The 24,214-nt window shown below is 60.6% G+C and carries 20 protein-coding genes, 1 tRNA gene and 1 pseudogene; 13 read left to right on the forward strand and 9 right to left on the reverse strand.

The features are described from left to right. The first annotated feature begins 145 nt into the window (after window positions 1–145). From AC4IHP_RS03570 to AC4IHP_RS03615, 10 genes and pseudogenes are all read left to right on the forward strand, one after another. On the forward strand, window positions 146–1,450 hold the full coding sequence (locus tag AC4IHP_RS03570) for an NHL repeat-containing protein (protein WP_490830887.1): 1,305 nt from the start codon (window positions 146–148) through the stop codon (window positions 1,448–1,450). Window positions 1,451–1,512: 62 nt separating this feature from the next. Next, the gene (locus AC4IHP_RS03575; protein ID WP_490830888.1) at window positions 1,513–2,418 is read left to right on the forward strand and encodes a LysR family transcriptional regulator; all 906 of its coding nucleotides are present in this window, start codon (window positions 1,513–1,515) and stop codon (window positions 2,416–2,418) included. Between the two features lie 253 nt (window positions 2,419–2,671). After that, the gene (locus AC4IHP_RS03580) at window positions 2,672–3,865 is read left to right on the forward strand and encodes a CaiB/BaiF CoA transferase family protein (protein ID WP_490830889.1); all 1,194 of its coding nucleotides are present in this window, start codon (window positions 2,672–2,674) and stop codon (window positions 3,863–3,865) included. Then, window positions 3,862–4,788, forward strand: a complete 927-nt coding sequence (locus AC4IHP_RS03585; RefSeq protein ID WP_460124811.1) for a hydroxymethylglutaryl-CoA lyase — start codon at window positions 3,862–3,864, stop codon at window positions 4,786–4,788. Before AC4IHP_RS03580 ends, AC4IHP_RS03585 begins: the two co-directional genes overlap by 4 nt. Before the next feature lie 180 nt (window positions 4,789–4,968). Beyond that, window positions 4,969–6,300: an MFS transporter gene (locus AC4IHP_RS03590; protein WP_083353383.1), complete on the forward strand. Its 1,332-nt coding sequence runs from the start codon at window positions 4,969–4,971 to the stop codon at window positions 6,298–6,300. Between the two features lie 194 nt (window positions 6,301–6,494). Next, window positions 6,495–7,229: a PA3715 family protein gene (locus AC4IHP_RS03595; protein WP_490830890.1), complete on the forward strand. Its 735-nt coding sequence runs from the start codon at window positions 6,495–6,497 to the stop codon at window positions 7,227–7,229. Next, window positions 7,228–7,359: pseudogene (locus tag AC4IHP_RS03600) on the forward strand (glutathione transferase); the annotation flags it as partial. The gene AC4IHP_RS03595 and the pseudogene AC4IHP_RS03600, both read left to right, overlap by 2 nt. A 60-nt stretch (window positions 7,360–7,419) precedes the next feature. Beyond that, the gene (locus tag AC4IHP_RS03605; RefSeq protein WP_490830891.1) at window positions 7,420–8,058 is read left to right on the forward strand and encodes a LysE family translocator; all 639 of its coding nucleotides are present in this window, start codon (window positions 7,420–7,422) and stop codon (window positions 8,056–8,058) included. Between the two features lie 76 nt (window positions 8,059–8,134). Beyond that, entirely contained in the window at window positions 8,135–9,484 is a 1,350-nt protein-coding gene (locus AC4IHP_RS03610) for a sensor domain-containing protein (protein WP_490830892.1), read from the forward strand. A 153-nt stretch (window positions 9,485–9,637) separates the two neighbouring features. Further along, window positions 9,638–10,141 carry a DUF4142 domain-containing protein gene (locus AC4IHP_RS03615; RefSeq protein WP_122691681.1) on the forward strand — a complete coding sequence of 168 codons (504 nt, stop codon included), beginning with the start codon at window positions 9,638–9,640 and terminating at the stop codon, window positions 10,139–10,141. 161 nt (window positions 10,142–10,302) lie between these two features. On the opposite strand, the gene AC4IHP_RS03620 is transcribed toward AC4IHP_RS03615, so the two are convergent. Next, window positions 10,303–10,713 carry a low affinity iron permease family protein gene (locus AC4IHP_RS03620; RefSeq protein ID WP_016771301.1) on the reverse strand — a complete coding sequence of 137 codons (411 nt, stop codon included), beginning with the start codon at window positions 10,711–10,713 and terminating at the stop codon, window positions 10,303–10,305. Window positions 10,714–10,809: 96 nt separating this feature from the next. Between AC4IHP_RS03620 and tam the strand changes: the two genes are divergently transcribed. The 3 genes from tam to AC4IHP_RS03635 all read left to right on the forward strand — a co-directional run bounded on the left by tam (window position 10,810) and on the right by AC4IHP_RS03635 (window position 13,607). Beyond that, window positions 10,810–11,640, forward strand: a complete 831-nt coding sequence (tam, locus tag AC4IHP_RS03625; protein WP_490830893.1) for a trans-aconitate 2-methyltransferase — start codon at window positions 10,810–10,812, stop codon at window positions 11,638–11,640. A gap of 387 nt (window positions 11,641–12,027) precedes the next feature. Beyond that, window positions 12,028–12,324 (forward strand): helix-turn-helix domain-containing protein, encoded by a 297-nt coding sequence (locus AC4IHP_RS03630; RefSeq protein WP_110602078.1) that lies wholly within the window; start codon window positions 12,028–12,030, stop codon window positions 12,322–12,324. Continuing rightward, on the forward strand, window positions 12,324–13,607 hold the full coding sequence (locus tag AC4IHP_RS03635; RefSeq protein WP_490830894.1) for a type II toxin-antitoxin system HipA family toxin: 1,284 nt from the start codon (window positions 12,324–12,326) through the stop codon (window positions 13,605–13,607). The genes AC4IHP_RS03630 and AC4IHP_RS03635 overlap by 1 nt, the downstream gene beginning before the upstream one ends. Before the next feature lie 145 nt (window positions 13,608–13,752). Here the strand turns inward: AC4IHP_RS03635 and AC4IHP_RS03640 are convergent. The 8 genes from AC4IHP_RS03640 to AC4IHP_RS03675 form a co-directional block, all read right to left on the reverse strand. Continuing rightward, window positions 13,753–13,826: transfer RNA gene (locus AC4IHP_RS03640), tRNA-Gly, on the reverse strand. Window positions 13,827–13,983: 157 nt separating this feature from the next. Further along, a complete protein-coding gene (locus tag AC4IHP_RS03645; RefSeq protein ID WP_460124847.1) occupies window positions 13,984–14,868 on the reverse strand; it encodes an alpha/beta fold hydrolase in 885 nt (294 codons plus the stop codon). 316 nt (window positions 14,869–15,184) lie between these two features. Next, window positions 15,185–15,877, reverse strand: coding sequence for a pseudouridine synthase (locus AC4IHP_RS03650; protein ID WP_490830895.1), 693 nt, complete (start codon window positions 15,875–15,877; stop codon window positions 15,185–15,187). A gap of 33 nt (window positions 15,878–15,910) precedes the next feature. Continuing rightward, complete coding sequence (locus AC4IHP_RS03655) at window positions 15,911–16,141, reverse strand: cysteine-rich CWC family protein (RefSeq protein WP_460124853.1); 231 nt, start codon at window positions 16,139–16,141, stop codon at window positions 15,911–15,913. After that, window positions 16,134–17,621, reverse strand: a complete 1,488-nt coding sequence (locus tag AC4IHP_RS03660) for a sensor domain-containing diguanylate cyclase (protein ID WP_490830896.1) — start codon at window positions 17,619–17,621, stop codon at window positions 16,134–16,136. Before AC4IHP_RS03660 ends, AC4IHP_RS03655 begins: the two co-directional genes overlap by 8 nt. Before the next feature lie 217 nt (window positions 17,622–17,838). After that, window positions 17,839–19,611 carry an allophanate hydrolase gene (gene atzF, locus AC4IHP_RS03665; RefSeq protein ID WP_490830897.1) on the reverse strand — a complete coding sequence of 591 codons (1,773 nt, stop codon included), beginning with the start codon at window positions 19,609–19,611 and terminating at the stop codon, window positions 17,839–17,841. A gap of 25 nt (window positions 19,612–19,636) precedes the next feature. After that, on the reverse strand, window positions 19,637–23,284 hold the full coding sequence (gene uca, locus AC4IHP_RS03670; RefSeq protein ID WP_490830898.1) for an urea carboxylase: 3,648 nt from the start codon (window positions 23,282–23,284) through the stop codon (window positions 19,637–19,639). A 283-nt stretch (window positions 23,285–23,567) separates the two neighbouring features. Next, a complete protein-coding gene (locus AC4IHP_RS03675; protein ID WP_130910876.1) occupies window positions 23,568–24,209 on the reverse strand; it encodes an urea amidolyase associated protein UAAP2 in 642 nt (213 codons plus the stop codon). Window positions 24,210–24,214: the final 5 nt, after the last annotated feature.

Here is a 24,214-nt window from a genome sequence, read left to right on the forward strand (position 1 = left end):
CCAGTCATTCAGTCTTTTTTACACAGCGGATAATTTCGTTTTGTTCTAAAAGACTGTCATTTATGTCAGTTGTCCGGCGCGAATTCTTCGGGTCGAATGCTCGCAACGAGGGGATCGACGGCGATCTCTTGAGGAGAATGCGAACATGTCGGAACCCACCGCGCCATTGCCCACAGATGCGCAGTCAGCCGGGGAGCTGGATGCTCTCTTTGGTATGCGAGCGCTGAAATTTCCCGGAGCGGGCAAGACCATTGCCAAAGGCGTGGCGATCACTCCTTCGGGGCAGATCATGGTCAGCGCTACCGTCGAGCAATCGGGCCATTCGTACTACGGCCTGGCGCGGCTGGATGCCGATGGAAATCCGGATCCGGCTTTCGGCGAAGGCGGATATCTCAGCGGCCAGTTCGGCACAGGCTCGCTCACGCAAGGCGGGCAGTTGATCGTGGATGCGCCAGGGCGGATCTGGATGTGCGCCGTGATTGGCGTCGTCAAAGACAAGACGCTTGAATACCAGCAAGTCATCGCGCGGTTTTTGCCCGATGGCTCGCCGGACATCGAGTTCGGCGGCGACAGGAATGGCTACCGGATTGTGCCCATGCGTATTCCTTCCCTGTTCGGTGCCACACATGGGCGACTGCTGCTGGCGAAATCCGATCCGCAGCTTGTGCAGCCGGACAGGCTGCTGTTCATGACCGCGCAAAAGGGTAGTGGCTTGTTGACGCGGTTCAATCTCGATGGCTCGGACGATTTGTCTTTCGCCAGCGACGGTTGGCTGCCCGTGGCGCTGCCAGGGGTGGCCATTTCGCTGTCCGGGATCATCCAGCTCGACGATGGACTGATTCTGCTGCATGGCAAAACCGAAATCACCAATCAGGGATTGGTCATGGCGTTCGACCACAGCGGGAAAGTTGCAGAAGCGTTCGGCGACAAGGGGGTACTGTTATTGAATCTTCAGCGTGATGGCAAGCCGCTCGAAAGCAACGTGACCGACATCGCTGTGCAAACGGCGCAGCGCCTGCTTCTGCTCGGTTCGGCAGTCGAGTCAACGCAAGGCAGGAAACTGCAACATGCGTTCATCAGTGGGATTACCTACGCCGGCCAAATGGATGATGCGTTCAATAATCCTGTCATCACCCCGGCGGCGCATGAACTCGACCTGAGAGGTTGGCAAGCAGGGTTGGCGCTGGATGACATCGCCGGTAAACGGATCGTTGCGGTCGGACAGACCTCGGGCAGCGCACGAGGCTTGTTGACGGGAGGCTTCCTGGTCGATGGCGCAGTGGATGATTCGTTTGATGTCGAGGGCGCGAGAGACGTTTCATGGTCAGCCATCGACGCCTGCCTGCAAGGCTCTTCAGTCCTGGTATTGGGGCGCAGAGACGACAGCGCACAATTGGTCCGCTTGCTGACCGCACCTGTCACAAAACGGCGCGCCAGCATGGGCAACTGAGCAGCCAGAGGTAAAACCGGGCTATCCTGCCGGCTCGGATGAACCTTGTCTTCGAGCCCACCATGCTGCAAAAAAGCCTGATCCGCCGTCTCGACCTGATCACTCTGCAACTGTTCGTCGCCGTCCACGAGGAAGGCACGCTGACCCGTGCGGCTGCGCGCGAAGCCATCGCGGTGTCGGCGGCGAGCAAGCGCCTGATGGAATTGGAGGAGGCGCTGGGCATTGCTCTGTTCGTGCGTCAGGCCAAAGGCATGATCCTCACCCCGGCCGGTGAAACCCTGCTGCACCATGCGCGGCAGATGCTCTTCAACGTGGAAAAAATGGGCTTGGAACTCGGTGAGCACAGCCACGGTGTGCGCGGTTACGTGCGCATGCTGGCCAATCTGTCGGCGATCATTCAGTTCCTGCCCGAAGACTTGCGCGACTTCTCCGCGCAGCATCCGCAGGTCAAGACCGACCTTGAAGAACGGCCCAGCGCCGGGGTGATTCAAGGCGTGCTCGACGGCGTTGCGGACCTCGGCATTTGTTCCGACGACAGCGACACCAAAGGTCTGCACAGCGTGCTGTACCGGCAGGACAAACTGGTGGTGGTGATGCTGCCCGAGCATCCGTTGGCGATGTGCGGATCGGTGGCTTTCAGTGAAACCCTGGACAGCGACTACGTCGGCTTGCACGCAGCCAGTTCGATCAACATGCGTACCCATGCGGCGGCGCGGCAGGCGGGCAAAGTCTTGCGCATTCGCATTCATGTGCCGGGATTTGATGCGGTCTGCCGGATGGTCCAGGCGAACATGGGCATCGGCATTCTGCCGCAGCGAGCCTATGAGTTATTTGGTCAGGCACTGGGGTTGCGCGCGGTGCCGCTCACCGATGCGTGGTCGGATCGCGCGCTGATTGTGGTGGTGCGCGATGAAGCGGGGTTGTCGCCGGTGAGCCGGATGTTGTTTGAGCATTTGCGCGGGCGGTAGATCTGCGTTGCAGCTGATGGCCTCTTCGCGAGCAGGCTCGCTCCCACATTGAACTTGTGTGGACACAGAATCTGAAACCACTACAGAACCTTGTGGGAGCGAGCCTGCTCGCGAAGGCGGGCCTGAATTCACCACGCAATCACAGTGGAGCATTCGCATTTCGCGAACGCCCGTTGCCGAGAGACGGCTGGATTCGCCAATCATCGTTCCTCTAGCCTTGGCGGCATATTCCAAGAACAAGAGGTACCCCGCGATGACTGCCCCTTTGAGTGCGATCAAAGTGATCGAGATCGGCACCCTGATCGCCGCGCCGTTTGCCGCGCGCATGCTCGCCGAGTTCGGCGCCGAAGTGATCAAGATCGAAGCCATGGGCCAGGGCGACCCGCTGCGCAAATGGCGCAAGCTGCACGAGGGCACTTCGCTGTGGTGGTACCTGCAATCGCGCAACAAGAAATCCCTGGCACTCAACCTCAAATCCGCTGAAGGCATCGAACTGGTCAAGCAACTGGCCGGTGACGCCGACGTGATCATCGAAAACCTGCGCCCAGGTGCGCTGGAAAAACTCGGCCTGGGTTGGGACGTGCTACATGCACTGAATCCGAACCTGACCCTGGTGCGTATCTCTGGCTACGGCCAGACCGGCCCTTACCGCGACCGTCCCGGTTTCGGCGCGATTGGCGAAGCCATGGGCGGCATTCGCTACACCACCGGCAGCCCCGGTTCGCCGCCGGCGCGGGTTGGCGTCAGCCTTGGCGATTCGCTGGCCTCGCTGCACGCGGTGATCGGCGCATTGATGTCGCTGCTGCGGGTCAAGACCGGGCAGGGCGGCGGGCAGATTGTCGATGTGTCGCTGGCCGAAAGTGTGTTCAACGTCATGGAAAGTCTGGTACCGGAATACGACATGCTCGGCCATGTCCGCGAACGCAGCGGCGGCGCCTTGCCGGGCATCGCACCCTCCAATACCTACCTCACCGCCGACGGCGCCTACGTGGTGATCGCCGGTAACAGCGACCCGATCTACAAGCGCCTGATGCACACCATTGGCCGCGCTGATTTGGCCGACGCAGAAGAATTCGCCCACAACGACGGCCGCGCGGCGAAGAGCGGCTTGCTTGATGCCGCCATTACGCACTGGACCAGCAGCCTGCCGATCGACGAAGTCCTGGCTGCTCTCGAAGCTGCCGAAGTGCCGGCCGGGCGCATCTACTCGGTGGCTGACATCGTCGCCGATCCGCACTATCAGGCGCGGGACATGCTGCTCAATGCCGAGTTGCCCGGCGGCGCAACGGTGAAAATGCCCGGCATCGTTCCCAAACTCTCGGAAACCCCCGGCGGGGTGAATTGGTCCGGGCCGAAACTGGGCCAGCACACCGACGCGATTCTCGCCAATCTTGGCCTGACTGAACTCGACATCGAACGCCTGAAAGGCCAGGGGGTGGTGCAATGATCACAGACTATTCGCAAACCCTGGTCGTCCAGGAAGTTTCGCCCCGCGACGGTTTGCAGATCGAGCCGACGTGGGTGGAGACCGCTGACAAGATCGCCCTGATCAATCAATTGTCACAGGCCGGATTCAGCCGCATCGAGGCCGGCTCGTTCGTCTCGCCCAAAGCCATTCCGGCCCTGCGTGACGGCGAGCAGGTGTTCAACGGCATTCAGCGTCAGCCAGGGGTGATTTACGTGGCGTTGATCCCCAACCTCAAAGGCGCACAACGGGCACTGGCGGCGAATGCCGATGAGTTGAACCTGGTGATGTCCGCCAGCCAGACGCACAACCTGGCCAATATGCGCATGCGTTGCGAGGAGTCGCTGGCCGCGTTCGCTGACATCGTCGCGTTTGTCAGCGGATCGGGCGTGCGCCTCAACGGCAGCATCGCCACCACGTTCGGTTGTCCGTTCGAAGGCCGGATCGATGAGGATCGTGTGCTGCAGATCGTTGACGCCTATCAGGAACTCGGCATCCAGGGCATCAGCCTCGCCGACACCACCGGCATGGCCAATCCGCGTCAGGTCGATCGCTTGGTGCGGCGCGTTTTACAGCGGGTTTCGCCGGCCGATCTGACCCTGCATTTCCATAACACCCGAGGCCTTGGGCTGTGCAATGTGCTGGCCGCTTACGAGGCCGGTGCGCGGCGCTTCGATGCGGCGTTGGGTGGCCTCGGTGGCTGTCCGTTTGCGCCGGGTGCGTCGGGCAACATCTGCACTGAAGACCTGGTGAACCTGTGCGCTGAAGTCGGCATTCCCACCGGGATCGATTTGCCGCTGTTGTTGAAACTCTCGCGCGGCTTGCCGACGCTGTTAGGCCACGACGTCCCCGGCCAACTGGCCAAGGCCGGGCGCAACTGCGATCTGCATCCGATGCCCACCTGAAGATACAAAACCCTTGTGGGAGCGAGCCTGCTCGCGAACGCGGTGTGTCATTCAACATCGGTATCGACTGATCTGGCGCATTCGCGAGCAGGCTCGCTCCCACAGTTCAAAAGCATTCAGCAGTACCACCAGACAACAAAAACAATCGGACGCCCCCGGCAGTCCGCCTGGAGAAAATCTATGAGCCTCAACGTAATGGAGGCGGGCGTAAGTCCGTCCGTCGATCACGACGCCGAAAAAGCCCTGGTCAGCAAAGTCGCCTGGCGCCTGATGCCGCTGATCATGGTCTGCTACCTGTTCGCCTTTTTCGACCGCATCAACATCAGCTTTGCCAAATTCCAGCTGCAGACCGACCTGAGCCTGAGCGATACCGCGTATGGCTTGGGCGCCGGGCTGTTCGTAGTCGGTTACGTGCTGTTCGAAGTGCCGAGCAACATGATGCTGTACAAGGTCGGCGCACGGCGCTGGATTGCGCGGATCATGATGTCCTGGGGCGTGGCGACGGCGGCGATGGTCTTCGTCAACAGCGAATGGCAGTTCTATGCGCTGCGCTTCGTCATCGGCGCGATGGAAGCCGGCTTTGCTCCGGGCGTGCTGTATTACTTGACCCTGTGGTTTCCGCAGCACTTCCGTGGCCGCATCACCTCGATGCTGTTTCTTGCCTCGGCGTTTGCCGGGCTGGTCGGCGCGCCGTTCTCGGGGCTGGTGTTGCAACACCTCGATGGCGTGTTGCAGATGCGCGGCTGGCACTGGTTGTTCCTGCTCGGAGGCGTGCCGTGCATCGCGCTGGGTTTTCTGGTGCTGACGCAGCTCAAGGACCGCATCGAGGATGCGCACTGGCTGACTGCTGACGAGAAGAAGTTGCTCTCCAGCCGCATCGCCCATCACGAGCCACACAAGAGCGGCGGCTCATTGCTCGCGGCGCTGAAAATACCGGGGTTCCTGACGTTGGGTTTGATCTACTTCCTGATTCAGGTCGCGTCCTACGGTCTGAATTTCTGGGCGCCGCAATTGATCCGCAGCGCCGGCACCGAAAGCCCGGTGATGATTGGCCTGCTGACCGCCATTCCGTACATCTGCGGGGCGATCAGCATGGTGGTGATCGGGCGTTTGTCGGACGCCACCGGTGAACGGCGCAAGTTTGTCGCCGGGCTGGTGATCGTCGGCGCGATCGGCTTTTTCAGCGCGGGAATCTTCGCCAGCCACACGACCTTCCTGATCGTCGCGCTCGGCCTGCTCGGCGCGGGCATCATCGCTTCGATTCCGAGCTTCTGGACCCTGCCACCGAAGTTGCTGGCAGGCGCCGGTGCCGGGGCGGCAGGCGGGATCGCGGTGATCAATACCCTGGGGCAGTTCGGCGGGATCGTCAGCCCGGTCATGGTCGGACGCATCAAGGACCTCACCGGCAGCACCACGCCGGCGCTGTACGTCATCGGCGTCGCCGCGCTGATTGCGGCAGCGTTGTTGCTGTGGGGCTTGCCGCAGAAATTGCGAACGCTGGACAAGTATTGAGATCTGCGGCGTCGGCGATGACGCCTTCGCGAGCAGGCTCGCTCCCACATTTGGAATGCGGCTTTCCTGTGGGAGCGAGCCTGCTCGCGAATTCCGACTTCAGACACATGAGAAGATTCGCTGGCCAGATCTGTTGAATCCTCCGATGCAGAAAGGGATAGTGCGCGACTGCAAATGTCATCAAGGAGCGGGAATTGACAATGAAGTCCATTTGGATCAGCGCAGTAGCGCTCTGCGGGGGGGTGATGGCTGGGCAGGCGTGGGCCGATTGCACGCCGCCTGCGGTCAGTGGCGAAGCGGACTTTTCTTTGTGCAAGGAATGGCCGGCTTATTCGTCGCTGACGATTACCGCGCTATCGACGTTCGTGCCCGATCCGGTCTATGGCCAGGACGGCAGGGTGGGTTCATACGATCTGGATCTGGCCGTCGTCACGGCCGGCAACTCCAACCCGCTGGCGACCTATCATCAGCGGTCGGCGTTTCTCTCCGATGCCATCGCGCTGGAGAGTCTGGAGCTGGATACGGCGCGTTATAAACTCACGCCAGACCTGCGTGCCTTCGGCGTACGCGCCCATTTCAAAGGTTCGTCGCGCGTCAATCCGCTGGATGAAAACCTGCTGTCGCTCTACGTGAAAGAGGGCGACAAACTGCGCCCGGTGCTGGATCGTTTGGTCGCCTACAGCTTCAGTGGCGAGTGGGACGGCAATTGCGCCGGAGAGCGCTCGGAGACGGTGCGTACGCTTGAGATGGGCAAAACCAGTTCCCATGGTTACGCCGATATCATTGTCCGCTCAGTCACCACGGGCCTGGTCGGTGAAGGTTCACCCGACACCTGCGAGTCGAAGACCACCCACGAAAAGCCGGTGCTGACTACGTTGCGCTATGACGGACAGCAATATTTCGTGCCCGCAAATCTGAGAGGCTATTGAAGGCGCGTCGTTCTACTTTCTCGATCCTGACGGGCACAAGCTCGAGGTCCATGTCGGCGATTTGCAATCGCGGCTAGACGCATGTCGCCAGAAACCGTACCCCTGCATGCGTTTTCACGACGCGCAGTGATCCGCCGTGATCCTCTGATATAGACTGGCCGCCACGTGTTCTGGCGCTTGCAGGTTTCTCATGACTCCATCATTGCTGTTGGCCGTTCTGGCTTCGGGTTTCATCTACGGGATCACGCCCGGGCCGGGCGTGCTGGCGGTGTTCGGGATTGGCGCGGCCCATGGTCGGCGCGCCGGGGCGGGTTTTCTGTGTGGGCATCTGCTCGGCGATGTGATCTGGTGCAGCACCGCGCTGGTGGCGATTGTCGGTGCGCGGGAAATCGGTAGCACCGCGTTCGATGTACTCGGCGTGCTCAGCGCGGTTTACCTGTTCTGGCTCGGCTGGCGTGCGGTGCGTGCCCAGCGCCGCAGCGGCGACGAGGCGCAGGGGGCGGCGCGGCAGCCGTTCTGGCACGGCATCGTCTTCGGCCTGACCAATCCCAAGGCCTATCCGGTGGCGGTGGCGACCTTTACGGCGCTGTTGTCGAGCCGCGCCGAACTGCTCAACTGGTCGATGCTACCTGCACTGATCGCCCTGAGTTTCATCGGCGGCGCCCTGGCCTACGCTATCCTCATCGGCGTGGTCGGCGCACAGCGAGTGCGCATGGTGTATCAGCGGCATGAGCTGCTCATCACGCGTTTATGCGGCGTGATGTTTATCGGCTTCGCCATCAACGCGTTGATGCACGCGTTGCCGGGGCTGTTGCCGAACAAGGCCTGAGGCTGTGAGCAGAGACTCGCAATCCACGATCATGGACGATTGAAACCGCTGCACTGCGCGGACACCCCGTAGAACCATGGAAAGCCCCAACCCTGCGCCGCTGGCGAGCTACATGGACCTGTTGCTGGACGCCGTTTGCGCGGTCGACAAGCAGGGTCGTTTCGTTTTTGTCAGCGCTGCCTGCGAGCGGATTTTCGGCTACACGCCTGACGAACTGATCGGCCGCTCGATGATCGAGCTGGTGCACCCGGCCGATCGCCAGCGCACCCTCGCGGCCGCGGGCGAAATAATGGGCGGCGACCCGAAGCACAATTTCGAGAACCGCTACCTGCGCAAGGACGGCAGCGTCGCGCATATTTCCTGGTCGGCGCGCTGGTCGGAAGTCGACCAACTGCGCATCGCCGTCGCCCGCGATATCACCGACCGCAAGCAGGCTGAGTCGCGGCAAGCGGCGTTGTACGCGATTTCCGAAGCGGCGCACGCGGCGGAAGATTTGCTGGCGCTGTTCAAACGCGTCCATTTGCTCATTGGCGAGTGGCTGCCGGCGCTGAATTTTTCCGTGGCGCTGTACGACGAACACTGCGCGCAGCTGAACTTTCCCTATCACGTCGACGATCACGAACTGCAGCCCGAGCAGCCCGGCTCCGTCATCGGACGGCTTTGCGCGCAAGTGATCCGCAGCGGCCAGCCAATGTTGCTGACCCCGGACAGCGCCGATGCCACGCCCGACTTCGCTGCGCTGGTGGCGGAGCAGAATGCGCCTTGCTGGCTCGGCGTACCGCTGAGCTCAAAAAACGGCACCATCGGCGCCTTGATCGTCAAAAGCCTCGCTGGCGGCGAACGCTACACCGAGCAGGACAAGGAACTGCTGCAATACGTCTGCGCACAAGTCGCCACGGCCATCGAACGACAGCAACTGCATGCGCGGCTCAAGCGCATGGCGCAATACGATCAACTGACGCAACTGCCCAACCGCGAACTGCTGCGTGATCGGCTCAGGGCTGCGCTGGTCCATGCGCGAACCGTGCACGGACACATGGCGCTGCTGTATGTCGATCTGGATCGCTTCAAACAGGTCAACGACACCCATGGCCATGCTGTCGGTGACATGCTCCTGCAAACCGTGGCCAACCGACTGAAGGGCTGCGTGCGTGAAACCGACACCGTGGCGCGTATCGGTGGCGATGAATTTGTCGTGCTGTTGCATAGCGTGCATGCCGCCGAAGATGCCGACAGCGTCGCGGGAAAAATCCGTCAGGTGCTGGCGCAGCCGATGCGCCTCGACGGCCATGACCTGCGTATCGAACCGAGCATCGGCGTGGCGCGTTTTCCTGAACACGGTGAAGAAGAACAGCAACTGTTCCGGCATGCCGATCAAGCGATGTATGCGGCCAAACGCCTGAATCATCGGGCCTTGGGCATCTGAGGCGAGCGAACCGTTCGTCGCGGTCCCGGCAGATTTTCTAAACCTTTGAACGCCAAAGCATTCCTAACTGAGGCGGACAATTGTCCGCCGCGACTATTTGAGCAGCGGGCGAATCACGGCCCGCTTGAATTTTCAACGAAGGAGGGCGCGACCATGAGCCGGATGGCCACCCGTTTACGTAATGCCAGTTTTGCGACTCTGCTGGGCCTGTGCGCCAGCACTGCGTTCGCCCAGTCGCCTGCCGAATTTATCAACGATGCCTCCGCCAAAGGCATGGCCGACATCGAAGCCAGCCGTCTGGCCCACGGCAAGACCGAATCCAAAGAGGTCAAGGATTACACCATCGTCGTCATCAACGACCGCACCACAGCCAACCAGCATTTGGCGAAGATCGCCAAGAAGCTCGACCTGCCGGTCGCACCTCGCGAAGAGCTCGCTGACAAGGCCAAAGAGTTGATGCCGGAAGTGAAGGACGGCGCGACTTTTGATCAGGCCTACGCCGCCAGTCAGGTCAAGGCGACCGAAGAGGCCATCACCCAGATCGAGCAACAGGCACAGACCACCGACGTGCCGGAAATCAAAGCGTTTGCCGATGAGACTTTGCCGAAGCTGCAAAGCCATCTGGAGAAGGCCCGCGCGTTGCAGGCCAGTCGCTAACTTCGCCTTATTGTTGCAGCGCGGCCGAAGCCTGTAGTTGAAATGCGATGTTTCCTTTGTGGGAGCGAGCCTGCTCGCGAAAGCGGTGTGTCAGTCAATGATGTTTGACTGAGCCTCCGTCTTCGCGAGCAGGCTCGCTCCCACAGGGTGTGTTTACTTGCTCAGCACTCATTCAAATCCTGCTTAGGCTTGCTCTTGTCACCGAGCCCCTCTAGATCGAACACCTGATTTTCACCCAGCGCGCGGTAATGCCGGCGCAGCGCTTCAAGCTGCTTCAAGTCCAGCGCCTCCAGCCCGAGCATCGCGTTCTGCGCTTCCTTGTTCACTCGCAGCAGTTCATCCAGTTTCAAGTGCAGAATGTCGGTATCGCGGTTCTGTGTGTTCTGAATCAGGAACACCATGAGGAACGTGATGATCGTCGTCGAGGTATTGATGATCAGCTGCCAGGTGTCGTTGTAACCAAAAATCGGCCCGCTCAACCCCCACAACCCGATCAGGATCAACGCCCCCATGAACGTCTTCGGGCTACCGGCCCACAGGGCGAGTTTTTGGGCAATTTTTGCGAATTTCATGATGGAGTCCTTGTTTTGGGAGCTTGAAATTCAGACATCGGCGCTGGGCTGAAAATTCTTTTTACAAGTTTGGCGCAGTACTTTGGTAGGGAAGGCGTGCCGCGCGGATCGCGGTATCGTGCCGCAGTCGCCAGAACCCCCCGACAGGAGAACGCAATGAGTTGGTCTGCCAAGCAATACGTCGCTTTCGAAGATGAACGCACCCGCCCGGCCCGTGATCTGTTGTCGGCGATACCCACGGCGCAGGCCCGGACGGTGGTGGACATTGGTTGCGGACCGGGCAATTCCACCGAATTGCTGGTGCAGCGGTTTCCCGATGCGAGCGTCAGTGGCCTCGACAGTTCGGCGGACATGATTGCCGCCGCGCGCAAGCGCTTGCCCGACGTGCAGTTCGAGGTGGCCGAGATCGACAAGTGGGCCGACGAAGGCCCGTTCGATGTGATCTTCGCCAACGCGGTTTTGCAATGGGTGCCTGATCACGCTTCGTTGCTGCCAGCCTTGGCGAGCAAGCTTTCAGGTGGTGGCAGCCTGGCGATCCAGATGCCGGACAACCTCAACGAACCGTCCCACCGCTTGATGCGTGAAGTCGCCGCGCACGGTCCGTGGGCAAGCAAGCTTGCAGGCGCTGCGGGACAGCGTACTGACATGGCAACTGCCAGCGAGTATTTCTCGATCCTCCGTCCGCACTGCACGCGGGTCGATGTGTGGCGTACCACCTATCACCACCAGCTTCGGGATGGGGCTGCGGGTGTAGTTGAGTGGTTCAAGGGCAGTGGTTTGATTCCGTTTCTGAGCCCGTTGACCGAGGAGGAGCGGGCGCAGTATCTGCAGCAGTATCTGGCGGAAGTTGCCAAGGCTTATCCGGCCTTGGCTGACGGCTCAGTGCTGTTGCCGTTTCCACGTTTGTTCATTGTTGCGACCCGCTGAGTGACGCCTCCAAGAGTCTTGAGTTCGCCACGTTCTCTCAGGTCGGCGCATCTCTAGAACGCAACCCGGTCGGTCCCTCGATTCGAAAAAACTCCACGAAGCCGCCTTGCTCGACGGCAGCATGAGCTGGTGTGCTTTCCCAAAATTGTCTTAGCGTCGCTCTTGCAATTATCCGCATCCATACCTCCTCCCGATATGGGAGATACTGGTCGTTACTGAGTGGAGGGGCAATCATGAATGTGCTTTGCGAGCGGGCGTTCAACATTGAATTGCAAAGCATGTATGGGTCATATGAATTTTCTCACAATGGTTCATAAATGATCCGTAATCCGGCATAACGATCTACAATGGCTCCATAGAGACCAATTAAGCCTTGAAGGGTTTGCCATGTCATTCATGCATTTGCTTCACTCGCCGGCTGAGATCGCCAGAAATGTCGGAGAAAACGCCAAAATCCTGCGGCTCTCCAAAAACCTTTCCCGCAAGACGCTCGCAGAAAAGGCGGGGGTTTCCGAATCCACCATCAAGCGATTCGAAGCGACCGGGCTCGTGACGTTGGAGGCTTTGATCCTGATAGCCACTGCGCTTGATGAACTCAACGCTGTGACCAAGCTGTTCAAACCAGAGCAACCGAGCTCGCTGGATGAGCTGAAGAATGCCAGGCGCAAGAGAGGGATGCGCTGATGATCAAGCCTTTCAAACACACAGAAGCGCTGAATGTTTTGAAAGAGGGCGCCAAGGTTGGTGAGCTGGTCAGAGTCGCGGGCCGGGGGATTTACTTCGCTTACGATCCGGGTTGGCTTGCCACTGGCTACAATCTTTCGCCGCTGACAATGGCTTGGGACGAAAAGCCCCAGTTGGCCAGGAACACCAGCCTCTTCGAAGGGCTACACGGACCGTTCGCCGATTCACTGCCTGACGGCTGGGGCATGCTGCTGATGGATCGATATTTCGACAGCACCTTCGGTGACGGAACTCACCTTACCCTCACAGCGCTTGATCGCCTTGCTTATATGGGCGAGCGCAGTATGGGTGCGTTTGAATATCAGCCGAAGGCGGAAAAAACAGAGCTCACAGGCCCTTTGGATATTTGCCAACTCTACGAAGCTTCAATCGAAGTTCAAGAGGGTGAGACCCCTGCGGTGCTTACCAAATTGCGACTGGCCGGTGGCTCACCGGGGGGCGCACGTCCGAAGGCAATCGTGGCGCTGTCTGCCGACAAAAAACACGCAATGTCGGCCTTCGATGCCCTGCCCGAGGGCTATGCACATTGGATCGTGAAGTTCAGGGCATTGTACGAACCGATTGAAACCGGCGGCATCGAACTCGCCTATGCCGAGATGGCTCGTGCCGCCGGAGTGACCATGGCTGAATCGAATCTTCTGGATGTGCAGATGCCTGGCGGCGAGGTTGAGCGTTTCTTCGCAACCAAGCGCTTCGACCGCGACGGCGAGCGCAAGATTCACATGATGACCGTCTCGGCGCTCATGTACGCGGACTACCGCGCATTGTCATCCATCGACTACCCGAACCTGCTCAAGCTCACTCAGGTGTTGACCAGAAGCTCCGTCGAAGTGGAAAAGATGGCCAGGTTGATGATCTTCAATGCGCTGTCTCACAACCATGACGACCATGCGAAGAACTTTGCCTTTCTCTGCCACAATCCTGAAAAAAAAGGCGAGAAAGAAACCTGGACGCTGTCCCCGGCATACGACCTGACCTTCGCAAACGCCATGGGCGAGCACACCACTGACTTCGGTGGCCGCACTCCCGGCACGCCTACGCGCAAGCGAATCATGGAGATCTGCAAGGATTACAAATACCTCAAGGCCGAGGAATACATCGAGCGTACTCTCGCTGCGCTCGCCGACTGGCACAAGGTATTCACTCGATTGAATGTCCCGCATAAAGCCGGGGAGCCGATCTTCAATGTACTGGCGAGGCTGCATCAGGATTTCGAGAAGTAATCCGGGGAGGAGGGGATCAGCAATTTTCCGGAAGTCTTCACCGCCAGCACGCTTCAACTTCCAGACACAAAAAAACCGGCTATCAAGGCCGGTTTTTCATTTCTGCATCCCCCGTCAGACAACACAACGCGAGATCAATATTCGGTGGAGCGGGTAGAGGGAATCGAACCCTCATCTAAAGCTTGGGAAGCTTTCGTTCTACCACTAAACTATACCCGCTCAGAGCGGCTGACTTTGTACCAGACTCGGCCACGGATTTGAAGTTTTCTTTTCTCTGGGAGGGCTTTGCCACGCAGAGATCGGTCGATCGCGAACAAGGACTGCGCCGGTGTGAAAGGCACTTCAAGCTTGCAGCCTTGCCCGCGATGACGCTGTTTCAAATGGCCAGGGCATGTTGATCCTGCACAAACGAGTAGCGCGTTCGGCTGGCTTGCGGCGCAGGTTTCAGAAAGCCGAGCAGGGCGTTCTGGCTGTCGCGGCAGGCGGCCTTGTGCTCCATGTCGAGAAAGTGTCCGGTGGCTTGCAGGGTGGTGAAGCTGCTGTGGGCAACGTGGTTGCCGAACAGTCGCGCATCCTCGGCGGCGGTGTATTCGTCCCATTCGCCGTTCAGAAACAGCACCGGCACGTTGATCTTTTTCGCCGCATTCAGATAGCACTGCCGGTCGCTGTGCAGCACGTCGTTGATATGAAAATGCATCTGTCCGTATTCATGCTCGGCGAGGCTGCTGACGTGGCGATAGTTGAAACGCTTGAACAGCGACGGCAGGTGTTTGCCGATGGTGTTGTTGACCAGATGGCCGACCCGGTCGCCGTCGCGGCTGCCGAGGTAATCGACACCACGCTCGAGATAATCGAGCATGTGCGCATTGATCACCGGTGAGAACGAGCTGATCACGGCTTTTTCGATGCGCCGCGGTTGCTGGGCGAGGGCGACGAGGGTGGCGGCGCCGCCCCAGGAGAACGACAGCACGTGTTCGGCGGCGAAGTGATCGATCAGCTCCAGCAGAATCTGCCCTTCGACTTCCTTCGTCAGAGGTTTCTCATGCCGGTTGTGGGCTTTTGACCGGCCCGCGTAGGGCTGGTCGTAGCAGACCACGTTGAATTGCGGATGCAGGTTTTTCACGGTCTGTGCAAACGACGCAGTCGTGGCCATCGAGCCGTTGACCAGAATGATGGTCTTTTCTGCGGCGTCTGCGCGATAGAACTCCGTGTAAACCCGATACTGACCCTGTATATCCAGCACAGCGATTTCTGGCCTCATGTCATAAGACTCCTGGCAAGCAAGCGGGTATGCGCGCAATCGAGATTGCACGAGCTTTGTGACAGGTAGGCATACGCCTGGAATTTGCTGGCCCATGTCGATCCGGTACGGCAGGTCGACGGGTGTTGTTATTGGCGGGCAGATTGCCGGCTGAGGCGCGGCCCTTGAGGGCAGACGACCGACAAAAAGTTTCTTGGAAGTATGTGGTGACTCATCGGTCACATTTCGGCCGACGTCCTGATTCAAGCAGGGGACTCAGGATCACGCAAGTGCCGTCGGCGAATTGTTCGACAACTTCGGCTGAGCGGTCGGCGGCTTAGAACAAATGAATCTCTTCGGTGCGCAAAGCGCGGTACTCGCCCGGTTTTAGCGCGTGATCGAGAGCCAGTTCGCCGATGGATTCGCGGTGCAGGCGCAGGACTTTGTTGTTGAAAAAGCCAAACATGCGCTTGACCTGATGGTAGCGGCCTTCAACGATGCTCAGCCGCGCCGAGCGTGGGCCGAGCAGCTCAAGCTGTGCCGGTTGCGTGGTCAGATCTTCGAAGGCGAAGTAGATGCCCTCGGCAAATTTCAGCGCGTAGCTCGGGTCGATGTCCTGTTCGGTTTCGACGTAATAGACCTTCGCCAGTTTGGTTTGCGGCTGCGTCAGGCGCCGCGACCAGGCGCCGTCATTGGTGATCAGCAGCAGCCCGGTGGTGTTGAAATCCAGACGCCCGGCGATGTGCAGATCGTCCTTGTGCGGTTCGTCGAGCAGGTCGAGCACGGTCGCATGCTGCGGATCGCGGGTGGCGCTGACGCAGCCCGGCGGTTTGTGCAGCATGAAATAGCGCGCCGGTTTGCCGCTTTGCAGCACCTCATCGTCGACTTCGACCCGGCTGAATTCCAGCACCTCACTGTGCGGGTCGCTGACGACTTCTCCGTCAATCCGCACGCGCTTTTCCACCAGCAACAGGCGCACCTGCTGGCGGTTGTAACGAGGCAGATTGCTGAGGAAACGGTCGACGCGCATGCTCAGGATTCAACAGACAAAGGGGCGCGCATCTTACGGGATCGGCCGCCGGGCTGCTTGCAGTTGCGTTTCAACCTGCGCGCAACGCGGGCACAGGCAGGCTTGATTGCGCAACTCGGCTGGCAGCGCGTCGAGCACCGCCGGGTCGATGCTCACGCCGTAGCACCAGCATTCGCGGTCGGCGGTGCGCGGGTCGGCGAGGCTGCAATCGTTGCGGGCACCGCAGGCCGGGCAGTGGTCGGGTTTGACGTCGAGATCAGGCATAAGTCGAGTGCGGCATTTCCATGCAGGTGCGGTTGCGCCCGGATTGCTTGGCGCGGTACATCGCATGATCGGCCCGCGACAGCAGAGTGTGCAAGGTGTCATCGCGTTGCACGGTGGTGGCGCCGATGCTCACGGTCAGATGCAGGCTGTGGCCGTCGTAGGCATATTCGTGTTGCTCGACGTGTTGACGGATTTTCTCGGCGATTTTCTGCCCGGTCTCGCCGTCGGTGTCTTTCAACAGAACGATGAACTCTTCACCGCCCCAGCGGCAGACGATATCGGCGTGACGCAGGCAACTTTGCAGGTCGCGGGCGAAACCGATCAACACCTGATCGCCGGCCATGTGGCCGTAAGTGTCGTTCAACGCTTTGAAGTGGTCGAGGTCGAGCAACAACGCGGTCAGCGGCTTGGTTTCCCGTTGGGCCTCGTGCAGCGCTTGCGCGGCGAGAATGTCGAAGCCGCGTCGGTTCGGCAGTTCGGTGAGGCTGTCGAGGGTGGCGTGCGCCTGAATTTTTGCCTGGAAGCGTTTGATCACCCGATTGAGCAGCGCCAGCACGATCAACGTCACCAGCAGGCAGATCAGCAGATTGAGATACAGCGATTGGCGGATCTCACTCAGCGCGCCGTCCTCGCGTTTATCGACGAACAGGTACCAGTTCAGCTCGGGGATAAACCGCACGTTGAGAAAATGCCCCTGGCCGTGGGTGGAATATTCGTAGCTGCCGCTGTGTGGCTTGGGCAACTGGCTGACCAGACTTTTCATGCTTTCCAGTTCGCCAAGGCTCTGGCCGATGTGCGCGCCTTCCGGGCCACCCTCGGCACCGGTCAATACGAGGCGGCCGAAGGTGTCGACGAAGTACACGCTGCGCTGATAGCGCTGTTGATACTTGTCGATCAGCTTGATCACTGCGTCCACGGTCAGGCCCACGCCCGCCGCCCCGATGAAGCGGTTGTGGTAGTCGTAGACCTTGTAGTTGATGAAGAACGTCAGGTTGTCCTTGTTGGCCAGATCCGGGTCGACGTTGATCTCGTACGGGTCCTGCATGTCGCGCACGCGGAAGTACCAGGTGTCGCGCGGCTCATCGACCTTGACCTGCTTGAGCACGCCTTTGGCGTGGTAGTAGGTGAGCGTGGCATTGGAGACGAAAAACGCCGTGTAGGCGCCGTAATGGGTCATGACCTCATCGAGGTAACGGGTCATCTGCTCGGGATTCTGCTCGCCATTGACCACCCAGTCGCGCATGAACGTGTCACGGGACATCATCGAGGAAATCAGGATCGGCCGGACCAGGTCTTTCTGGATTTCCGAATAGACCGTGTCGGACGTCAGCGGCAGTTCGGTGTTGACGATGTTGTCGCGGATCGACGCGCGGGAGGCGAAATAGCTCAACAGCGAGGTGGCGAGGAAGCCTGCGCCAAGCAGGGCGACGAGGGTGAGCACCAGTGAACGTTGCGAGTACAAGGGAGAACGAAGCGGCATGGCAGATCCGTTGGCAGTGGCCCGATGGGATGCATTCTAGTGGCACTGCGCGCAAATAACTGCTCCCTGTGCGGCGTGAATGGTCGTTCTTTTATTCGGGAGTGGTGCGCCAGAACCTGTGGGAGCGAGCCTGCTCGCGAAGGCGGTGAGTCAGCCACATCAATGTTGAATGACATACCGCATTCGCGAGCAGGCTCGCTCCCACAGGGCGACAGATTCAGGCCAGGGTTTTGAGGTATGCCCGCCATCCCCCCAAATGGCTGATATCCACCGCACCCTCCAGCCCATACGCTTCGCAAATAAACCCGCTCTCCCAGCGCCCATCCGCCAGTTGCACCTTGCCCAAACCCAGCGGCGCCGGAATTCCGGTCAGAAACGAGCCCAATTCGCTGCTCGGCAATTCCCACACCTCTACGGCAATCGCCACGCCGCCGTCTTTGACCCGCACCATCCCCGGCCGAACTGGCGGGCCGCCAGCGAGGGCGTGCAATCGATAGTCCGGCGAGCTGAACGTGGTTTCCAGCCAGCGCCCGCCGCGCTGGGTCAGTTGCCAGTTCAGCGCCAGCCCTTGCAGATGCGCACCACAGACCACCAATCGAGCGCGGTCATTGCGCGCAGCGTTCGTCGAAGCTGGCAGGGTGCTGTCTTGTTGGCGCTGCAAGGCATCGGCCACGCTCAACAGATATTGATCGGTAAACACCCGCCCGAACAGCGTCACGCCCCACGGCAAACCGTTGCTCATGAACGCGGTCGGCACGGCGACGGCGGCGTAGTCGAGCAGGTTCATGAAATTGGTGTAATAGCCGAGTTCAGAATTGCGCAGCACCGGCTCGGCCTCAAGCTCGGCCAGGGTCACTGGACGGCCGATGGTCGGTGTCAGTACGCAGTCGAGATTTTCCAGGGCCTCGTCGCAGAGGGCCTTCAGCGCCTGCAATCGATATTGCGCGCGAAAGGTCTGCACGCCGGTCACTGCCGGAGCCTTGGCCAGCACCGCTCGGATCACTGGCAGCACTGCTTCGGGGTTCTGCTCCATCAGCTCACCGGCGACGCTGTAACGCTCGGCGACCCACGGCCCGTCGTAGAGCAGACGCGCTGCTTCGAGAAACGGCGACAGATCGAATTCGACTGCCTCGCCCCCCAAAGCCTTGAGCCGTTCAATGGCCGCTGCGAACAACTGTGGTCCCTCGTTGCAGCCGAAAAATTCAAGGTCCTGCGCCCGTGGCACGCCGAAGCGAAACGGCCGTGGCGCGCCGAATGCCGAGCCGTCGTTCCATGCCGGGTTGCGTCGGCTGTATTCATCGCGAGGATCATGTTTGGCTGTCAACGCCAACAACTGGCTGGCCTCGCGCGCAGTGGCGGTGAAAGTGGTCACGCAATCCAGCGTGCGGCACGCGGGCAGCACGCCAGCGGTGGAAATCAGGCCCTTGCTCGCCTTCAGACCGACCAGATTGTTCAACGCCGCCGGCACCCGCCCCGAGCCGGCGGTGTCGGTGCCTAACGCGAAACTGGCCACACCCAACGCTACTGCCAAGGATGAACCCGCGCTGGAACCCCCGGACGGATATTCGGGCAGAACGCTGTTCGGGCACGCACCATAAGGCGAGCGGCTGCCATTGAGACCGGTGGCAAACTGATCAAGATTGGTCTTGCCCAGCGGAATCGCCCCTAGCGCCAATAGCTGCTCGACGATGGTCGCCGACTGTTGCGGCACATAGGCAAACGCCGGGCACGCAGCGGTGGTGGGAATGCCGGCCAGATCGATGTTGTCTTTGATCGCGAATGGCACGCCATACAGCGGCAAACTGTCGAGGTCACGACTGTCGAGGGCGGCCAGGTACGGCTCCAGTTCATCGACGCTGAGCAAGTGAATGAACAAGTGATAGTCGGGATTCAGCGCAGCGGCTTTTTCGCGCAATTGCAGCAGCAGTTGGCGCGGTGTGGTGTCGCCATTGCGATAGGCCTGGCGCAGAGCATCGAGTTGCAGATTCATCGGTTGATCCTTATAAAAAATGGCTTCAGTCGAGTTCCAGCACCACCACCCGTTGTCCGGCGCGCACCGCCGAACCGGGTTGCACGCGGATCTCTCGCACCACGCCGGCCAGCGGCGCGAGCACAGGGATTTCCATCTTCATCGACTCGAGAATCACCAGCACATCGCCCGCCGCGACGCGCTGGCCGGCCGCGACCTGCACCTGCCAGAGATTGCCGGCGATGTGGCTGTCGACGCTGTGTTCACCGCTTTGCAGCGGTGCTTCTTCGCTGGCATCAGGCACGGCTTCTTCGCTGTCGAAATGCGCCTGGCCGCTGGCGATCCAGCGCTCGCGTTCAGCCTTGAACGCGCCGTGTTGCTGCGCACGGAAAGCGCTGATGCCCTCGGCTTCCTGACTGAGAAATGCCTGATAGTCGGCGAGGTTGAGCTGGCTGTGTTCGATGTTCAGATCGAAGCGCCCCAGGGGGAAATCGCGGCGGATGCGCAGCAGTTCTTCGGCGCTGACCGGGTAGAAACGGATCTGATCGAAGAAGCGCAGCAGCCACGGTTTGCCGTCGAACGCGGCGACTTCGCGATAGCGGTTCCACATCTGCAGGGTGCGCCCGACAAACTGATAACCGCCCGGGCCTTCCATGCCGTACACGCACAGGTAGGCGCCACCGATGCCCACCGAATTCTCGGCGGTCCAGGTGCGTGCCGGGTTGTACTTGGTGGTCACCAGACGATGACGCGGGTCGAGCGGCGTGGCCACCGGTGCGCCGAGGTAAACGTCGCCAAGGCCCATCACCAGATAGCTCGCATCGAACACCGTGCGCTGCACTTCGTCGAGGTTCGGCAGGTCGTTGATGCGCCGGATGAACTCCAGATTGCTCGGGCACCACGGCGCGTCCTTGCGCACGGTGGTCATGTATTTCTCGATCGCCAACTGGCACGCCGGGTCGTCCCACGACAGCGGCAAGTGCACGATGCGCGACGGCACCTGCAAGTCCTTGGCGGCGCACACCGCGTCCCATTCGCCAGCGACGATGCCGAGCAGATCGGCCAGCGGCAGTTGCTCCGGCTGGTAGTGCACTTGCAGCGAGCGAATGCCCGGGGTGAGGTCGATCACGCCTTGCAGGGCTTGGCTTTCCAGCGCCTGCATCAGCGCGTGGGCGCGAAAGCGCAGGACCAGATCAAGCTCGGGCTCGCCGATTTCCAGCAGTAAATGAGTGTCGCCAGAAACCCGTGCAACCAGTCGCTGATCGCCTTGACCCAACGCCAACACCACAGGCGACATCAAACCCTGTGGGAGCGAGCCTGCTCGCGAAGAGGCCGTGTCAGTCAATAGCGATTTGTCCGGGCCGACGCTTTCGCGAGCAGGCTCGCTCCCACAGGGGAGATCCCATTTCAGGGCGAGATCGCGGGCGGTGCCGAGGTCGACGGGAATGAACTGAATCTTATCGCCCGCCTTGAGCTGCCCCAGCTGCCACAGATCCGCTTCGATCACCGTCACCGGGCAGACAAACCCACCCAGGCTCGGGCCATCCGGGCCGAGGATCACCGGCATGTCGCCAGTGAAATCCACCGCGCCAATCGCATACGGATTGTCATGAATGTTCGACGGATGCAGACCCGCTTCACCGCCATCCTCACGCACCCACTCAGGCTTCGGCCCGATCAGGCGCACGCCGGTGCGGCTGGAGTTGAAGTGCACTTCCCACTGGGTCGTGAAGAACGTGGCGATGTAGTTTTCGCTGAAGTATTCCGGCGCGCCGTGCGGGCCATAGATCACCCGGATCTGGCGCACGCTCGGCAGCGCAGTGATGTGCTGTTCGGCCAGTTGCTGGCCGGCGCTGCGCTCGGTCAATGCCGGCACATGCAAGACATCCCCGGCCCTCAACGCGCGACCGCCATGGCCGCCGAACTGGCCGAGGGTGAAGGTACTTTTGCTGCCCAGATAATCCGGCACCTGCACGCCGCCGCGCAGGCACAGATAACTGCGCGCGCCGGCGCCACTGATACTGCCCAACTGCAATGTCGCGCCGGCCGGAATCAGCAGCGCGGTGTTCATCGGCACCGGTTCAGCGTCAAGCGTCAGGACAATCGGCGCGCCAGTGACCGCGACCACGGCATCACAATTGAAACGCAGGATCGGCCCGCTCATGGTGATTTCCAGCGCGGCGGCGCCTTGTTCATTGCCGAGCAGACGATTGCCCAAACGCAGCGCTCGGCTGTCCATAGGCCCGGAGGGTGGCACGCCGACCGCCCAGTAACCGAGGCGGCCGGGATAGTCCTGCACGCTGGTCTGCGTGCCGGCGCTGAGCACTTCGAAAGTGTTGGCGCGATAGAGCAGATTTTCCAGGCAACGGGTCCACGGCTGACCGCTGGCGAATGGAGTATCGAGCAGAACCTGCCGCAGGTAGTCGCGGTTGGTTTCTACGCCATACAGCAGGCTATCGCCCAGCGCCTGATGCAATTGGGCGCGAGCCTGCTCGCGACTCGGCGCCCAAGCGATGAGCTTGGCAATCATCGGATCGAAATACGGCGGGATTTCCACACCGGCCTCGACCCAGGTGTCGATGCGCAACTCAGCGCCGTTGGCTGGCGGGAATTGCACAGGGGTCAGCAGGCCGGGGCTCGGCTGGAAATCACGCCCCGGATCTTCCGCGTACAGACGTGCCTGAATTGCATGGCCCTGCGGTTCCAGACCCTGATACAACTCGCGCAACGGTGGCAGATCACCAGCGGCCAGTTCGATCATCCAGCGCACCAGATCCACATCCCACACCTGTTCGGTGACGCCGTGCTCGACCTGCAACCGCGTGTTCACTTCAAGGAAATAAAAACGCTGGGCCTCGCTGTCGAAGACGAATTCGACGGTGCCGGCACTGCGGTAATTCACTGCTTGCGCCAGTTTGATCGCCGCTGCGCACAGCTCATCGGCCATACCTTCGGGCAGATTCGGCGCCGGGGTTTCTTCGAGGACTTTCTGGTTGCGCCGCTGCACCGAACAGTCGCGCACGCCGAGAGCGATGACTTCACCGCCGCCGTCGCCGAATACCTGCACTTCCAGATGCCGCGCGCGTTCGATGTACTTTTCGATGAACACCCCGGCATCGCTGAAGTTGTTCTGGCCGAGGCGTTTCACGGCTTCGAACGACTCGCTCAATTCACTGGCGCTGCGGCACACGCGCATACCGATGCCACCGCCGCCAGCGGTGCTTTTCAGCATCACCGGGTAGCCGACCTCTTCGGCGGCGCTCAGCGCGCAATCGAGGCTGTCGAGCAGATCGGTGCCTTCGAGCATGGGTACGCCGTGCTGTCTGGCCAACGCGCGAGCAGTGTGCTTGAGGCCGAACACCCGCAATTGCTCCGCCGTCGGCCCGATGAAGGCGATACCCTGCGCTTCGCAGGCTTCGGCGAACGCTGCGTTCTCAGAGAGAAATCCGTAGCCGGGATGAATCGCCGTCGCTCCGCTTTGTTTGGCAATAGCGAGGATTTTGTCGACCGCCAGATAGGTCGCGGACGCCGCGCCTTCGCCTAGGCTGTACGCTTCAGCGGCCTGGGAGATGTGCAGGCTGGCGGCATCGGCTTCGGAATACACGGCGACGCCTTGGGCCTTCAGCACGTTGATCGTGCGCAGGATGCGACAGGCAATCGCGCCACGGTTGGCGATCAGGATTTTTTCGAACATGGCATAACCCCTGAAGGGGGAGCGGGCCGTCCCGCTGTTTTTCGACAGACATCCGGGCCGTCCCGGATGGAAAAAACACACTTCACTCAAACCCACCACAACCCCCCTGTGGGAGCGAGCCTGCTCGCGAAGGCGGTGGATCAGCCACATCAATGCTGAATGACACGGCGCATTCGCGAGCAGGCTCGCTCCCACAGGGTTCAGTGTTGTCTGGTGGATTTCAGGCACTGCCCGGAACGTGCCTGGCACAGGGCAAAAAACCAACGACGTAAGCGGCTGATGGTCAGTTCCATACCAGCAACTCCGCCGGGGTCGGGTTGTAGGCGTTGCACGGGTTGTTCAACTGCGGGCAGTTGGAAATCAGCACAATAACGTCCATCTCCGCGCGCAAATCTACGTACTTGCCCGGCGCGGAAATACCGTCCTCGAAAGTCAGCCCGCCATCCGCCGTTACCGGCACGTTCATGAAGAAATTGATGTTCGGCCCGATGTCGCTTTTGCCCAGACGACCGTCGTGGGCACAGGCGCGCAGGTAGTTGTCGCGGCAGCTGTGCATGTAGCGTTTTTCCAGGGCGTAGCGCACGGTATTGCTCTCTTGCGCACAGGCGCCGCCGAGGGTGTCGTGGCGCCCGCAGGTGTCGGCAACGATGGTCAGCATCGGCTGGCCGAGGTTGGAATACAGCACACTGCCGGTGCTCAGGTAGACGCTGTTCTGCCGGCGCAAGGTGCGTTGCACGTCGTAGCGTTCCTTGGGGTTGGCGAGGCTGTAGAACAAGGTGTCGACCGCCTGATTGCCTTCCAGATCGAGGATGCGCAGGGTCTGCCCGGCCTTGACCTCCATCAGCCAGGGCTCGCCGGCGGGAATGGTCGCGCGGTAAATCGCGCTGTCGGCTTGCTTGTGCGAAGTGGCGATTGCGAGTGACATGGCTG

This window comes from Pseudomonas sp. UF-293 (assembly GCF_058245595.1).

What these genes read in the sequence shown, in the direction of transcription:
- AC4IHP_RS03635 (WP_490830894.1), top strand. Translation starts at nt 12,324, where the DNA reads ATGATCAAGCCTTTCAAACACACAGAAGCGCTGAATGTTTTGAAAGAG.
- AC4IHP_RS03605 (WP_490830891.1), top strand. Translation starts at nt 7,420, where the DNA reads ATGACTCCATCATTGCTGTTGGCCGTTCTGGCTTCGGGTTTCATCTAC.
- AC4IHP_RS03585 (WP_460124811.1), top strand. Translation starts at nt 3,862, where the DNA reads ATGATCACAGACTATTCGCAAACCCTGGTCGTCCAGGAAGTTTCGCCC.
- AC4IHP_RS03615 (WP_122691681.1), top strand. Translation starts at nt 9,638, where the DNA reads ATGAGCCGGATGGCCACCCGTTTACGTAATGCCAGTTTTGCGACTCTG.
- AC4IHP_RS03630 (WP_110602078.1), top strand. Translation starts at nt 12,028, where the DNA reads ATGTCATTCATGCATTTGCTTCACTCGCCGGCTGAGATCGCCAGAAAT.
- AC4IHP_RS03645 (WP_460124847.1), bottom strand. Translation starts at nt 14,868, where the DNA reads ATGAGGCCAGAAATCGCTGTGCTGGATATACAGGGTCAGTATCGGGTT.
- AC4IHP_RS03675 (WP_130910876.1), bottom strand. Translation starts at nt 24,209, where the DNA reads ATGTCACTCGCAATCGCCACTTCGCACAAGCAAGCCGACAGCGCGATT.
- AC4IHP_RS03590 (WP_083353383.1), top strand. Translation starts at nt 4,969, where the DNA reads ATGAGCCTCAACGTAATGGAGGCGGGCGTAAGTCCGTCCGTCGATCAC.
- AC4IHP_RS03655 (WP_460124853.1), bottom strand. Translation starts at nt 16,141, where the DNA reads ATGCCTGATCTCGACGTCAAACCCGACCACTGCCCGGCCTGCGGTGCC.
- uca (WP_490830898.1), bottom strand. Translation starts at nt 23,284, where the DNA reads ATGTTCGAAAAAATCCTGATCGCCAACCGTGGCGCGATTGCCTGTCGC.
- AC4IHP_RS03620 (WP_016771301.1), bottom strand. Translation starts at nt 10,713, where the DNA reads ATGAAATTCGCAAAAATTGCCCAAAAACTCGCCCTGTGGGCCGGTAGC.
- AC4IHP_RS03610 (WP_490830892.1), top strand. Translation starts at nt 8,135, where the DNA reads ATGGAAAGCCCCAACCCTGCGCCGCTGGCGAGCTACATGGACCTGTTG.
- atzF (WP_490830897.1), bottom strand. Translation starts at nt 19,611, where the DNA reads ATGAATCTGCAACTCGATGCTCTGCGCCAGGCCTATCGCAATGGCGAC.
- AC4IHP_RS03580 (WP_490830889.1), top strand. Translation starts at nt 2,672, where the DNA reads ATGACTGCCCCTTTGAGTGCGATCAAAGTGATCGAGATCGGCACCCTG.
- AC4IHP_RS03575 (WP_490830888.1), top strand. Translation starts at nt 1,513, where the DNA reads ATGCTGCAAAAAAGCCTGATCCGCCGTCTCGACCTGATCACTCTGCAA.
- AC4IHP_RS03660 (WP_490830896.1), bottom strand. Translation starts at nt 17,621, where the DNA reads ATGCCGCTTCGTTCTCCCTTGTACTCGCAACGTTCACTGGTGCTCACC.
- AC4IHP_RS03650 (WP_490830895.1), bottom strand. Translation starts at nt 15,877, where the DNA reads ATGCGCGTCGACCGTTTCCTCAGCAATCTGCCTCGTTACAACCGCCAG.
- AC4IHP_RS03570 (WP_490830887.1), top strand. Translation starts at nt 146, where the DNA reads ATGTCGGAACCCACCGCGCCATTGCCCACAGATGCGCAGTCAGCCGGG.